The following is a 13,065-nucleotide window of genomic DNA, read 5'->3' on the forward strand; positions in this document are numbered from 1 at the left end:
CATATTATTCCGTATCCAGTACCATGGTATCTCTTACATGGTGTTATCGTGTGTTTCAGACCATCTAAATGAATGAGATACGTTACCTCTTATCAAAACATATTTGAAATATGAAAGTTTATCCCCGCTCGACACGAAGGGACGGTATGGTAGCACCAACTGACCGATCATCGGCCCGCACGTCCAGACTCACCACCACGTCACCCCCGCTCATCGACTCGCTCGCGGTACTCGCGGGATTCCTCGCGGTCGTGTTCGGTGCGCTCCTGGCCATCGAACACCCGGTCGCCGTCGCGGCCGCGTTCACCGTCGTCGGCACCGCGGTAGTCGTTCGCCACCTGTTTTCCACGTGGATGACTTCGACGCGACCGGTCCGGACCGTCCGGTTCGGTCCGCGCCGCCGCTACCGGCTGTAGGACCGCGTTTCACGGCCCGTAGAACGACGTTTCGACGAGAGACCGGTTCGAACGACGCGATCTTCCGGCTTTTCCGGCTTTCCCGGCCTTCCGCCCCGTAGCGGTGGTTCCGTCCGGTCAGCCCCAGTGCCAGAAGGAGTTCCGGTCCTCGTCGACCGGCTCGGTCCGCTCGCGGAGGTCGGCGACGTCGCCGGCGGTCGGTTCCGTGTCCTCGGGTAACGACTCCATACACTCGAAACAGAGGAAGAACTCGGAGCCGTCGGCGAGTTCCAGGGTCATGCCCTGCGTCGACTCGAACGCGAAGTTCCAGAGGTCGCCGATCCCGCCGGCGATCCTGACGGACCGCTCACAGACATCACACGCCTCCGAGGCCATGCCGGGCCTTGTCGGCCGGACGGTTAAGACGTGTCGGCCGCGGGCGGAGTCGACGGATCGGACGATCCCGCACCTCACGCCTCCCCAACCTCGGCCGGCGGCGGCCGCGGGACCGCACCGCGTCGCGGCCGCCGCCGACCTCCCTCGCGCGGGCCGGCTCGCGCCCTGGCGGGCGCTCACGGGCACGCGCCACCGCACCTAGCGATAGGTACCACAATGGAGTTTTAGCGTCGGGCTATCCGCCGTCGACGTCGATCACGTGTGCGTCCGCGGGGTCGAACCCCACGACGACCGTCCCGGAGAGGGGGTCCTCGGTTCGCACGAGGAGTTCCCGGTCGCCCCACGCGAGGTGGATCCGCGTCGTCTCCCCGAGGAACTCGGCGCTCTCGACGGTCGCTTCGAGTCCGTTTTCGGTCCGGCCGACCCGCAGGTGCTGCGGGCGGACACAGAAGGCGATCCGGTCGCCGATGCCCGGGTCTCCGTCCGCACCGCGGTCGTTGCCGCCGACCGCGACGCGGAGGGTCGCGCCGTCGACGTCCACCGGGACGGAAACGGGTCCCTCCTGGTCTCCGTCCTCGTCCCCGTTCTCACCGTCGCCGGGTTCCCCCGCGACGGTCCCCTCGAACACGTTGTTGTCGCCGACGAACTCCGCGACGAACCGCGAGGCCGGCCGCCGATACACGGTTCGCGGCTCCGCCACCTGTTCGGGAGTGCCTCCGCGCATCACCGCGACCCGATCGGAGACGGAGAGCGCCTCCTCCTGGTCGTGGGTGACGTAGACGGTGGTGATCCCGAGCTCGCGCTGGATCTCCCGTACCTGGACTCGGAGGCGCTCGCGGAGGCGCGCGTCGAGCGCGCTCATCGGCTCGTCGAGGAGCAGGAGGTCGGGGCCGGGCGCGAGCGCCCGTGCCATCGAGACCCGCTGTTTCTGCCCGCCCGAGAGGCTCTCCGGGTCGCGCTCTTCGGTCCCCGGGAGGTCCACGAGGTCGAGCAGCTCGCGGACGCGCTCCGCGCGGCTCACGTCGCCGGGCGGGTCCGAGAAGCGCAGCCCGTACCCCACGTTCTCGCCGACGGTCATGTGCGGGAACAGCGCGTAGTTCTGGAACACCACGCCCACGTTTCGCCCCTCCGGCGGCACGCCGGAGACGTCGCGCCCGCCGAAGCGGACCGTTCCCGCGGTGGGCTCCTCGAAGCCCGCGATCAGCCGGAGCGTCGTCGTCTTCCCGCAGCCGGAGGGACCGACCAGCGTGAAGAACTCACCCTCCCGGATCGCGAGGTCGACGTCCTCGACGGCGACCGCCCCGTCGTAGCGTTTTCCCACGCCCTCGAGTTCGACGGCGATCGGAGGTTCGCCTTCGCCTCTCCGTTCGTCTCGCTCAGATCCCATCGTACTCACCCCCGAGCCGCTCGATCACGACGAAGCTCAGTCCGGTCACGACGAGGAGGACGCAGCCCATCGCGGTCGCGGGTCCGAGCCGCCGCCCGATGAACCGTTCGATCGCGACCGGCATCGTGTAGGCGTCCGCGCCGGTCGCGAGCACCACCGTCGCCGTGAACTCGCCCATCGAGATGGCGACCGCGAACGCCGCGCCGGCGACGACGCCCGGCCAGACCAGGGGAAGCTCGACGTCCCGGAGCACGCGCGCCCGAGATGCGCCGAGCGCTCGCGCCGACTCGATCAGCGACCGGTCGAGCGAATCCAGGCCGGGCGCGACCGTGCGGACGACGAACGGGTAGCCCGCCACGGCGTGGGCGGCGACGATCGCCGCCGAGCCGGCGACCGCGATCCGCCAGCCGGCGACCTCGACGCCGAAGACGAGGCCGCGGAGCAGCCCGAGCCCGACGAGGATCCCCGAGACGGCGAAGGGGGCCATCGCGACCGCGTCGACGAGCTTCCGGCCGCGGTACCGGCGCGTGGTCACGACCGCGACGACGACTCCCATCGGGAGCGCGACGAGCGCCGACGCCGCCGCGAAGACGAGCGAGTTGCGGACGGCGGGCCACGGCCGAACCTGGAACGCCGCGCCCGTGCGCTGGCGCTCTACGAGGAACCGGTAGTGGTCGAGCGTGAGCGCCCCGTCGCCCCCGGTGACGCTCGCGAGGACCATGGAGGCGATGGGCGCGAGGAAGACCAGCGCCGCGACGACGCCGTAGACGCCGAGCCCGAGACGCGAGAGGAGCGCTCCCGCGGTCGGCGCGGACGGGACGAGCGGTCGCCGCGGGAGCGGCCGCACGCCCCGCGAGGTCACCGTGTGTCTCGCCTCGTACCGGAGGTACGCGCCGAGCACTGCCAGCGAGATGACGAGCTCGACGACCGCGAGCGCCGCCGCCTCCGCGTAGTTCAGGTCGCGCGCGAGTCGGAAGACGAACACCTCGACGGTCGCCAGCTCGAACCCGCCGAGCGCCAACACGATCGGGAACGTCCCGAAGGTGAACACGAACGTCAGCGCCGCCCCCATCAACACCGCGGGGTACACCTGCGGGGCGACGACGTCGAGGAACGACCGGAGCGGCCCCGCGCCGAGGCTCCGGGCGGTCTCGACCGCGCCGGCGTCGACCGACTCCCAGGCGGCCGTCGTCACTCGCGCGACGAGCGGCGCGTTGTAGAAGGCGTGGGCGATCACGATCGCCTCCAGCGAGAACATGAGCTCGACGGGACCGAGCCCGACAGCGGCGAGGAGGGCGTTCAGCGTCCCGTTCCGGCCGAAGGTGGCGACGAACCCCACCGCGACCATGATCGACGGGAGCACGAAGGGGACGATGGTGAGCGAGCGCAGCGTCCGCCGGCCGGGGAACTCGAAGCGCGCGAGCAGGTAGGCGGCCGGGAGGCCGAGCGCGACGCTCGCGAGCGTCGAGAGCGCGGCCTGGTAGGCGGTGAACCCGACGATCCCGAGCCGGCGGTCGGGAGCGACGAGCGCCCGCACGACCGCGACCGGGTCCTCGCCCGCGAACAGCCGGGCGAGCTCGCCGAAGTAGAAGGGGTCCCGCAGGAGGTCGGCGAACACGCCGAGCGTGACCGCGCCGTCGACGACGACGGACTCGACGAGCACGGTTCCCACCGGGTAGTAGAAGACCACGGCCAACACCGCGACCGTCGCGACCGTCAGGCCGGCCAGCGCGTGTCGTTCGACCCGGTCGCGGAGCCGCGTCGCCCGTTTTCGGCCGCTTTCGAGACCGCCGGATCCGTCGCTCACGGTTCCGGGTTCAGTTGCCCGCGAACTGCCGTTCCCACTCGGAGATCCATCCGTCGAGCGACCCTTGGAGCTGGTCGTACGTGAACGTGACCGGTTCGGCGGGCTCCTGGGCCAGCTCGGCGTAGTCCTCGGGGAGTTCCGCGGTGTCGGTCGCGGGGAACGCCACGTTGCGCTGGGCTATCTCCCCCTGTACGTCGGGTTCGAGCATGAACGACATGAACTCCCGCGCGAGGTCGGGCTCGTCGGCGTCGGCGAAGACCGCCATCCCTTCCGGGGTCGCGTACGCCTGGTCGTTCAGGAATTGAATCCGGTGTTCCTCGAGATTTGCGCCCTCCATGTCCGCGAACACCTGGTCGGTGGAGTAGGAGACGACGATCGGTGCCTCCCCCTCCGACCACGAGGTGTACGCGTCGTCCCAGGAACCGAGCACGCGGACGTCGTTGTCCTGGAGCTCCGCCCAGTAGTCGAGGTAGTCGTAGTCGGGGTCGCCGTCGTCGCCCTCGACGGCCTCGCCCTCCCCGTCGCCGGCGACCCCCCCGTCGCCGAACCGGGCGACCGTGTGCAGCATGAACGCCCGGCCGGTCGAGGAGCCGCCGGGGTTCTGGGCGATCAGGTCGCCGCGGTGCTCCTCCGCGAGCAGCCCCTCGAACGTCTCGGGAGCCTCCGTCTCGGTGCCGTCGTACACGAGGCTGACGTAGCCGGTGTCGAACGGGACCGCCCGCTCGAAGGGGTCGAACCGGAGCCCCTCCCGGACCGCGTCGCTTCCCTCGACCTCGCCGGCGGACGCGAAGAGGTCGTCGTCGACCTCCTCGTCGACCCGGACCAGGTCCTCGGCGGTGAGCCCGACGTAGAGGTCGGCGTCGATAGACGCGCCGGAGGCGGCACGCTCGACGTAGTAGTTCACCTCGTTGTCGGGCGTCGCCCACTCCAACTCGGCGTCGACGCGCGACTCGAACTCCTCTTTCAGCCACTCGCCCGGGCTCACGGAGGGCGCGTCGATGAACGCCCCGTAGGTCGCGACCGTCAGCGTCGGCGTCTCGCTTTCGCCGTCGTCGTCCGCGCCCCCGCCGCTTCCCCCGTCGTCGCTTCCCCCGTCGTCGCTACCGTCGCCGTCGGTTTCCCCGTCGTCCGCCGTCCGCTCCGCGCTACAGCCCGCCAACCCCGCCACGCCCGCCGCACCCCCGAGCGCGAGGAACCGTCGCCGCGTGTGTCGGTCCGCCGATCGGTCGGTCTCGGTCGCGTCGTGTGTCATTACCTGGTTGTTGTACTGGGTGGTTACATAAGGGATCCGTGTCGACGGCGGTATCGGATCTGATACCGTTGCCGACACCGCTTTCCCCCGACGCGACCTCCGGACTCGTATGACCGACGAACGGGCGGAACGAACTGACGGGGTCACGCGGCGACGGTTCCTCGCCGGGGGCGCGAGCGCCGCGGCGGTCGGGCTCGCCGGCTGTCTCGGCACCCGCGACGGGCCGGTGCCGGCACCGACGGTGACGAGCGACCGCATCGACGACGGGTGGCGGCTGCTCGAGGAGTCCGAGAGCACGGTCTTCGAGGAGGCGTTCGGTCCGGTCACCGTGCGGGCGATCGAGCACACCCGCGCGTACGAGTACGTCTCCGTCGCCGACGCGCTCTCGGGGACGTTCGACGCCGGCGGCTCGCCGGTCGTCTTCTTCTCGACCCGGATCGACCTCCGACCCGCGATCGACACGCTCCCGGGCGGCGTCGGCCGCGATCGGCTGATGGGGGAGGTCGAGACCGCCGCGCTCGACGCGTTCCGGGGGCAGTTGCGGTCGAGCGGGATCGAGGGGATCGAGGTCGTCGAGGAGGGAACGACGACGGTCGAGACCGGCCACACCGCGACGGCGTGGCGGCTGACGGGCGAGTTCGCCTTCGAGGGCGAGCTCCCCCTGCCGGACGGGTCGACGACGACGATCGACGAGACCGCGGAGATCGAGGCTCGACTCGGCGTCTGGCACGACGGGACCGACGTGCTCGTCGCCGGCGGGGCGTACCCGACGGAGCCGCTCTCGGACGCGATAGACGAGGCGCTCCCCGACGCGATCGACGCCGAGACGGTGCTCGACGCGACGACCGACGAGGAGACCGCGGCGGCGCTCTCGACCGAGCCCGAGACCTTCGACGAGGAGATCGACGCGCTGCTCGTCTCGGTGGAGTGACCCGCCCGATCGAGAGGCGCGTTCGGAGCCCGCCGAACCGACCCGTTTAATCGGCGGCCGCGACTGGCATTCGATATGAGTCGAACCCGTTTCTCCGAGTTCGAGGTGATCCCCGCGGTCGACGTCCAGGACGGCGAGGTCGTCCAGCTCGTCGGCGGCGAGCGCGGCACGGGCAAACGCTACGGCGACCCGGTCGAGGCGGCGTCGAACTGGGTCGACGCGGGCGCACGAACGCTCCACCTGGTCGACCTCGACGGCGCGTTCGAGGGCGAGCGCGCCAACGCCGACGCGATCGAGGCGGTCGTCGACGCCGTCGACGAGGGGATCGGCCTCCAGCTCGGCGGGGGGATCCGGACCGCGGACGACGCCCGCGGGCTGCTGGACGCGGGCATCGATCGCGTGATCCTCGGTACCGCCGCGGTCGAGAACCCGGATATCGTCGAGGAGATAAGCGGGACGCACCCGGGGAGCGTCGTCGTGGGACTCGACGCGAAGGAGGGAGAGGTCGTCGTCTCGGGCTGGACCGAGGGGACCGGCCTCGATCCCGCCGAGGCCGCCGCGCGCTACGAGGACCTGGGCACGGGCGCGGTCCTCTTCACGAACGTCGACGTCGAGGGCCAATTGTCGGGGATCGACCGCGAGGCGGTCTCGAGCGTGGTCGACGCGGTCGAGATCCCCGTGATCGCCTCGGGCGGCGTGGCAAGCGTCGACGACGTGGTCGCGCTGAAGGAGGCGGGCGCGGCGGCGGTCGTGGTGGGAACCGCGCTGTACGAGGGAGAGTTCACGCTGCGGGAGGCGCAGGCGGCCGCCGACGCGGTCTGATAGTGATTACTGCGAATAGTTTCGTGAAGGGTGTCGAAAAACGCCGATTCGGTACCGTTCATCATCGATCCGGATCGTTACGGCGGTACGAACTCGCAGTAATCACTATGAGGCGGAGGGTCACCGCGAACCGGTCCCGTCGCCGGCTACTCCTCGGGACGCTCCCGCTGGACGACCAACACCGGACCGAGGAATCGCTCCGCCACCTGTTCGGAGGGCATCCCGAAGACGAAGGTGGTGACCGACGGGTCCGTCTCGCCCATGACCACCGCGTCGTGGGACTCGCCGTGACCGGCGATCGCGTCGACCGCCGCATCCGCGTCCTCGACGACGACCTCGATCCGGTCGGGAGCCATCCCGCGCTCGACGAGATCGGCTCTCACGCCGTTCAGGAACGACTCGCCGTCCGCGATCGACTCGCCCTCGTTGAGGGCGTGGTACAGCGTCACCTCGACGTCCGACTCGGAGAACAGACCGGCGACGAGCCGCGTGTTCCGCCCGACGCCGACCGTTCCCCGGAGCGCGACGAGGACGGACTCGACGCGCTCGGTGCTGTTCGGAACGAGCACCGCCAGACAGTCGTGCTCGTAGATGAGCCGGTCCACGGTCGTTCCCTCGTCGTGGGTGAACACGAGGCGTGTCTCGACGTCACTCCCGGCCGCGGCGAGGCGGTCGGCGAACTCACCCAGCTTCGACATCGCCGTCTCGCCGAACTGCTCGCGCGCCTGTTCGGCCGCCGTCTGCTCGGGTATCACGTGATACCCGAGCAGTACGACGTGCGCGCTCGCGAGCAGTTCGGGCGTGCCGTTCGGAAGCGACTCTCCCTCCAGTACCGCCAGCGGGACCAACACCGACGGTCGGCCGCTCTCCGTCGGGTCTTCAGTCTCGGGCTGTGCCCCGCCGTCTTCGGTGGGTGTCTCGGTCATCAGAAGTCACCTTCGAGGTCGACGTCGATCGCGTAGTAGCGGTACCACACGTAACTCAGCGTCATCACCACGGATCCGATCGCGATCGAGGCCGGCTGCATGAACGCGATGAGCGCGAAGCTCGCGAACGCGCCGACGCCGGCGACCACGAGCCCGGCCGGACAGCGGAACGACGGCGTGTACCAGTCGGGTCGCTCGCGCCGAAGCCGGATCAGCGCGACGCAGATCAGCCCGTACATCACGAGATGGAGGAACGAGGCGACCTCCGCGAGCAGCTCCACCTGCCCGGTCGCGGCGAGGACGACGATCGGCCCGCCGGCGAGCCCCAGGGCGACGTGTGGCGTCCCGTACCGGAGGTTGATACGGCTCGCGGCCGCGGGAATGAGGTCGTCGCGGCTCACCGCGTACACGGCGCGCGACGCGCTGAGGATCGACGCGTTCGCGCTCGAGAACGTCGCCAACAGGCCGGCGATCACGATGGCGATCGCTCCGGGAAACCCGATGAACTCACGCGCGACCTCGACCATGGCGGTCTCGCCGAACTCGCCGAGGCGGGCGCTACCGAACGCGCTCGTCGCGACGAAGACCGTGACGACGTAGAACACGCCGACGACGAGGACGGACGCCACCATGGCCAGCGGGAGGTTTCGCGACGGGTCCTTGATGTCGCCGGCGACGGTCGCCACCTGTGCGAAGCCGAGATACGAGGTGAACACGAGCGCCGCCGTCTGGAGCACCGGCAACAGTCCGCCGGGCGGGAAGAAGCGCTCCGGCGTGCTCTCCGTCCCGAACACGCCGAGCGCGTCGAGGCTTCCGTAGCTCAGAAACAGCGTGAGGATGACGAGCAGGACCGTCACGATCCCGTTCTGGAGCGACGCGGTGTTCTCGGTCCCGAAGAGGCTGAGCGCCGTGAGCCCCACCCCGAAGGCCACTCCGAGGGGGACCGCCGGATCCACCGGGAGCGCGATCCCCGCCTCCAGGAACACCTGTCCGGCGTAGCTCCCGAGGCCGACGAGGTAGAACGCCGACGCGAACACGAGCCCGAGCCAGAGCCCGAGACCGACGATCGCGCCGGGAGCGGTGCCGAGCCCCCGCGAGATGAAGAAGTAGCCGCCGCCGCTTCGAGGCATCGCCGTCGCGAGCTCGGAGGTCGGCAGGGCCACGAGCAGCGCGACGACGGCACCGATGGCGAACGACAGCGACGCGGCCGGGCCGGCGTTCTCGGCCGCGAGCCCGGGGAACACGAAGATACCCGCGCCGATCATCGTCCCGATCCCGATCGCGAGCCCCCCGGTGAGTCCGATCGTCCGTTCGAGCTCCCCCTCGCCGGTGTCGGCGTCGACGACGTCGGCGAGCGCGTCCGGAACGTCGACATCGGCGGCCGGACCGACGATCCCCGGTCCGGAGGCGTCGGAGTCCACGGAGTCGCCGGAACCGTCGGGGTCTCCCGAACCGTCTGGATCGTCCATGCCGCGAGGAACGACAGCCGCGCGCGGCAAATAGCCATCGCCGTTCCGCTCGAAACGGTCGTCACATCCGAAACGGCCGTCCCACCCGCAACCGCCTTAAGAGCCCCCGCCGACGGAGGAGTATGAGCGATCACGACCGGACCGCGGCCGTCTCCCGCGAGACGTCGGAGACCGCCATCGACCTCACCCTCGCGCTCGACGGCGACGGGGAGAGCGAGGTCGACACCGGGATCGGCTTTTACGACCACATGCTCGAGTCGTTCGCGAAACACGGCCTCTTCGACCTCACCGTCCGCTGTGACGGCGACACCCACATCGACGACCACCACACCGTCGAGGACGTGGCGATCTGTCTCGGGGAGGCGTTCGAGGAGGCGCTCGGCGGCAAGCGCGGCATCCGGCGGTACGCCGACCGGCAGGTCCCGCTCGACGAGGCGGTCGCGAGCGTCGTCGTCGACGTGGCGGGACGGCCGTACTACGACTTCTCCGGCGAGTTCTCTCAAGAGCACGTCGGCGGGTTCACGAGCGTCATGGCCGACCACTTCGCGCTGTCGCTCGCGCACAACGCCGGACTCACGCTCCACGCCGCGGTCGAGACGGGCGACAACGCCCACCACGAGGTCGAGGCGCTGTTCAAGGCGCTCGCGCGCGCCCTCGACGACGCGACGCGGATCGACGAGCGACGCAGCGACACGCCGAGCACGAAGGGCGAACTGTAACGTTCGTCGATCCTGCGGCGGCGCGCGCCTGCGAGCGGCCGCCACGGCGGCCGCGAGCCAGCACCGTGCGAGGGAGGTCGGCGGCGGCCGCCGAACCGAACGGCGGCCGCCGCCGGCCGAGGCTGGGGAGGCGTGAGGTGCGGGGCGGGGTGGAGCGGGCTTCGGGAGCAGTCCCGGCAGGGTCGATCGCGTTGTACCGAGCGCGTCCTCACGTGCCGCCTGAAACCTCAAACGCGAGTTTGACCCTCCGTGGCAGCCATATCCCCTCGGCGGGACCACGGAGTATGGTCCGATTGTCCCCGTCCGACCTCCTCCGGACGTCCTCGACGACCGACGACAGTACCCGCTGGCGACTCGAGAGCGAGGACCTCCACGTCCGCAACCACGACCCCGAAACCGCACACGACGTCCGGCTGACGATCCGCCGGGACGACGAGCGACGCCACCACGCGGAGTATCATCTGCTTCCCGACCAGTCAGGGAGCTCGGTGAACCTCCTCCAACCCGGAGCGTACGCCGTCACGGCCGCCGTCGACGACGGCGAGACGGAGACGGCGACGGTGTGCGTCTCCGACGAACCGGAGCAGACGATCGTCGTCGAGGTCATCAACGGGTCGGTACGGATCTCCGAAGGGATCCACTAGATCCGCCGACCGATCGATCCCGAGCCGAGGCCCCCCGACCGATCCCTTTTATTCGTGCGAGTCGTTCCCAAGCACGATCCATGGAGCTCCGCTGTGAGGGGTGTGCCGGCTGCTGTGTCGACTGGCGACCGCTCGATCCGGCGGCCGCCGGGTCCGACCGTGTCGGGCGCCGCCCCCCGCTCGACGACGTCTACGACCTCGTGCCGCTCATCCGCGACGAGGTGGTCGGCTTCCTCGACCGCGGGCTCGGCGACGCCATGGTGCCCCGTCTCTTCGAGCCCGCCGAAGGGGACGACCGCGTCCGGGTCGACGGGACCGACCTCGCGGCCGTCGACGACCGTCCGGTCTTCGTGATCGGCCTCCGAAAGCCGCCGAAGCCGGTCGCGCCGATCGGGACCGACACCGTCCGCTGGCTCGACGCGTGCGTCTTCCTCGACCCGATTACCCTCCAGTGTCGGATCCACGGCGACGACGTCTATCCCCGGACCTGCTCGGCGTACCCCGGTCACAACCTCGTGCTCGACGCGGAGACCGAGTGCGAGCGCGTCGAGGCCGCCGGCGGCGGCGAGCGCCTCCTCGACGACGAACCGCCCGACGACCTCCCCGCGCCGGCGTTCGGCCCGCAGGCGCTCGGATCGACCGTCTTCGCGTATCCCGACCCGGACGACCTCGATGGCGTGGTCGCACGGCTCCGCGACGGCGGGGCGACCGCCGACGATCGCGCCCGGTTCGTCGGGGCCGCCGCCGGCTCCCGGCCCGGATCGCTCTCCGTGGACCGCGACCGCATGGCCGACGCGCGGGCTCGAACCCGTGAGGGCGACTCGTGGGCGGGTGACGCGATCCGCGGCTGGCACGACCGATCGGGAGCCGACGGGCGGACCGTCGGCCTCGACGACGACGCCCGCGAGCGGCTGGTTCGCGAGCTGGAGGACGACGCCGGCGCACCGGGGACGCCGGGGTGGGACGACATCGGTTCGTAATCCGGGCTGGAACGGCATCGATCCGTGATCCCACGTCGGTCGAGTCAACCGAGTTCGCCCGGCCGCCACACCCGCTGTCTCCCGTCGAGCCACGCGACGACGGCGACGTGCGGGAGCGTCAGGGCCGCGATGGCGACGAGCGAGACGGCGAGGACGTCACCGGGAGCGGCGACCCCCGACGGGACCGCCAGACCCACGCCGCCCACGACGAGGAACCCGCCGAGCGTGAGCGGCGCGGCGTCGCGAGCGAACCGGAAGAGCGCGCCGCGGACGTCTCCCTTGGCGAGCCGCTCCGTCGCGGCCGCGTCGACGAGCGTCAGCCGCCCGACGTGCCGGAGCGAGTGCCAGGCCGCGAAGTAGACGCCGATCGCGAGGACGGGCGCGGAGAGCAGGAACCACGCCCACAGCACGCCCGTCTCGCCGGCATCCCGGAGCCATCCCCCGCGGTCCGCGCCGGCCCGCACGCGGCGGTATCCGAGTCCCATCGACAGCAGCGTCGCGCCCACCATGGCCGCACCGACCGCCAGCCGCGTCGGCGGGACGAAGAGCGGCGCGACGGCGGCGGCCGCGTCGGCGACGAACAGCCCGACCACCCACTCGGCCACCAGCCGGTACTCCCCGGGGTGACTCACGAGCGGGACGCCCATCGGAAGCCCGCCGCGGACGAGGAGCGTCAGCGCCCGTTCGCCGGGGGTCGGGAGGTGGTCGACGCCGGCGAGGACGAGCGCCGCCACGTCGCCCTGTCCCCAGTGAAGCCAGGTGAGCCCGACGAACCCGACGAACGCGACGACGGGTGCGACGAAGAACGCGACGACGACCGCGCCGCCGAGAACCGCGTACGCGACCGAGACGATCGCCACCGATCGCGGGAGCGACGTTCCGTCCCCTCCGGTCGCCCGCAGCGGAACCAAGTGATCGACCGCGCCGTGAGCCATCCCGACGACCAGCGTGCCGACCGCGAACGTCGCGACGCCGAGTTCGACCGAAAACAGGGGGGTAACGGCCCCGAACGGAACCAACACTCCCATCGCGATCGCGGGGTACCGTGCGAACCAGCGGTCGACGATCGAGCGCGCGGCGCGGTCGCCGCTTCCGACGTCAGTCATCGACGGGATCGGGGTCGACGCCCGGTTCGATCGGCGTGACGGTTCGGTGGACCGCGTCGTCGGGTCGATCGGCCGCGTCGACGCGTCGCTCCCCCGCCGCAGTCCCTCTATTCTCGTTCCGACCGAGCATCCACGGCACTGCGAGCACGGGGAGGGTGAAGACGCGGTGGAACCGGAGAGACGTCGGGGAACGGATCACCGCACCACCCGAACGGGAACGCCCATGTGGTG

The 13,065-nt window shown here is 70.7% G+C and carries 15 protein-coding genes; 7 read left to right on the forward strand and 8 right to left on the reverse strand.

Going from position 1 to position 13,065, the window contains the following annotated elements; all coding sequences use genetic code 11:
• Positions 1-146: 146 nt before the first annotated feature.
• Positions 147-416 carry a hypothetical protein gene (locus EAO78_RS01320; protein ID WP_122104051.1) on the forward strand — a complete coding sequence of 90 codons (270 nt, stop codon included), beginning with the start codon at positions 147-149 and terminating at the stop codon, positions 414-416.
• A 117-nt stretch (positions 417-533) separates the two neighbouring features.
• Here EAO78_RS01320 and EAO78_RS01325 read toward each other — a convergent pair whose 3' ends face one another.
• A complete protein-coding gene (locus EAO78_RS01325) occupies positions 534-791 on the reverse strand; it encodes a DUF7561 family protein (RefSeq protein ID WP_122104052.1) in 258 nt (85 codons plus the stop codon).
• Here EAO78_RS01325 and EAO78_RS17620 point away from each other — a divergent pair.
• Positions 790-993, forward strand: a complete 204-nt coding sequence (locus EAO78_RS17620) for a hypothetical protein (RefSeq protein WP_136516472.1) — start codon at positions 790-792, stop codon at positions 991-993. The two genes, EAO78_RS01325 and EAO78_RS17620, sit on opposite strands and share 2 nt — an antisense overlap.
• A 33-nt stretch (positions 994-1,026) precedes the next feature.
• On the opposite strand, the gene EAO78_RS01330 is transcribed toward EAO78_RS17620, so the two are convergent.
• The 3 genes from EAO78_RS01330 to EAO78_RS01340 are packed head-to-tail and all read right to left on the reverse strand — an operon-like array spanning position 1,027 to position 5,237.
• A complete protein-coding gene (locus EAO78_RS01330; protein WP_122104053.1) occupies positions 1,027-2,178 on the reverse strand; it encodes an ABC transporter ATP-binding protein in 1,152 nt (383 codons plus the stop codon).
• Positions 2,168-3,985 (reverse strand): ABC transporter permease, encoded by a 1,818-nt coding sequence (locus EAO78_RS01335; RefSeq protein WP_122104054.1) that lies wholly within the window; start codon positions 3,983-3,985, stop codon positions 2,168-2,170. Before EAO78_RS01335 ends, EAO78_RS01330 begins: the two co-directional genes overlap by 11 nt.
• Before the next feature lie 10 nt (positions 3,986-3,995).
• Positions 3,996-5,237 carry a thiamine ABC transporter substrate-binding protein gene (locus EAO78_RS01340; RefSeq protein ID WP_122104055.1) on the reverse strand — a complete coding sequence of 414 codons (1,242 nt, stop codon included), beginning with the start codon at positions 5,235-5,237 and terminating at the stop codon, positions 3,996-3,998.
• 109 nt (positions 5,238-5,346) lie between these two features.
• On the opposite strand from EAO78_RS01340, the gene EAO78_RS01345 reads away from it, so the two are divergent.
• Both EAO78_RS01345 and hisA read left to right on the forward strand, forming a co-directional pair.
• Positions 5,347-6,168, forward strand: a complete 822-nt coding sequence (locus EAO78_RS01345; protein ID WP_122104056.1) for a hypothetical protein — start codon at positions 5,347-5,349, stop codon at positions 6,166-6,168.
• A 75-nt stretch (positions 6,169-6,243) separates the two neighbouring features.
• Positions 6,244-6,990, forward strand: a complete 747-nt coding sequence (gene hisA / locus EAO78_RS01350; protein ID WP_122104057.1) for a 1-(5-phosphoribosyl)-5-[(5-phosphoribosylamino)methylideneamino]imidazole-4-carboxamide isomerase — start codon at positions 6,244-6,246, stop codon at positions 6,988-6,990.
• Positions 6,991-7,136: 146 nt separating this feature from the next.
• Here hisA and EAO78_RS01355 read toward each other — a convergent pair whose 3' ends face one another.
• Positions 7,137-7,916 carry a universal stress protein gene (locus tag EAO78_RS01355; RefSeq protein WP_122104058.1) on the reverse strand — a complete coding sequence of 260 codons (780 nt, stop codon included), beginning with the start codon at positions 7,914-7,916 and terminating at the stop codon, positions 7,137-7,139.
• Positions 7,916-9,385 (reverse strand): APC family permease, encoded by a 1,470-nt coding sequence (locus EAO78_RS01360; RefSeq protein WP_122104059.1) that lies wholly within the window; start codon positions 9,383-9,385, stop codon positions 7,916-7,918. The genes EAO78_RS01355 and EAO78_RS01360 overlap by 1 nt, the downstream gene beginning before the upstream one ends.
• Before the next feature lie 122 nt (positions 9,386-9,507).
• Between EAO78_RS01360 and hisB the strand changes: the two genes are divergently transcribed.
• The 3 genes from hisB to EAO78_RS01375 all read left to right on the forward strand — a co-directional run bounded on the left by hisB (position 9,508) and on the right by EAO78_RS01375 (position 11,728).
• The gene (hisB, locus tag EAO78_RS01365; RefSeq protein WP_122104060.1) at positions 9,508-10,104 is read left to right on the forward strand and encodes an imidazoleglycerol-phosphate dehydratase HisB; all 597 of its coding nucleotides are present in this window, start codon (positions 9,508-9,510) and stop codon (positions 10,102-10,104) included.
• 284 nt (positions 10,105-10,388) lie between these two features.
• Positions 10,389-10,748 carry a hypothetical protein gene (locus EAO78_RS01370; protein ID WP_122104061.1) on the forward strand — a complete coding sequence of 120 codons (360 nt, stop codon included), beginning with the start codon at positions 10,389-10,391 and terminating at the stop codon, positions 10,746-10,748.
• A gap of 80 nt (positions 10,749-10,828) precedes the next feature.
• The gene (locus EAO78_RS01375) at positions 10,829-11,728 is read left to right on the forward strand and encodes a YkgJ family cysteine cluster protein (protein ID WP_122104062.1); all 900 of its coding nucleotides are present in this window, start codon (positions 10,829-10,831) and stop codon (positions 11,726-11,728) included.
• Positions 11,729-11,772: 44 nt separating this feature from the next.
• On the opposite strand, the gene EAO78_RS01380 is transcribed toward EAO78_RS01375, so the two are convergent.
• On the reverse strand, positions 11,773-12,834 hold the full coding sequence (locus EAO78_RS01380) for a Brp/Blh family beta-carotene 15,15'-dioxygenase (protein WP_122104063.1): 1,062 nt from the start codon (positions 12,832-12,834) through the stop codon (positions 11,773-11,775).
• Positions 12,827-13,033 (reverse strand): hypothetical protein, encoded by a 207-nt coding sequence (locus EAO78_RS17625; protein ID WP_136516473.1) that lies wholly within the window; start codon positions 13,031-13,033, stop codon positions 12,827-12,829. The genes EAO78_RS01380 and EAO78_RS17625 overlap by 8 nt, the downstream gene beginning before the upstream one ends.
• Positions 13,034-13,065: the final 32 nt, after the last annotated feature.

It is taken from the genome of Halobellus captivus (assembly GCF_003697845.1).
In the GTDB taxonomy this organism is placed as follows: Archaea; Halobacteriota; Halobacteria; order Halobacteriales; family Haloferacaceae; genus Halorubrum; species Halorubrum glutamatedens.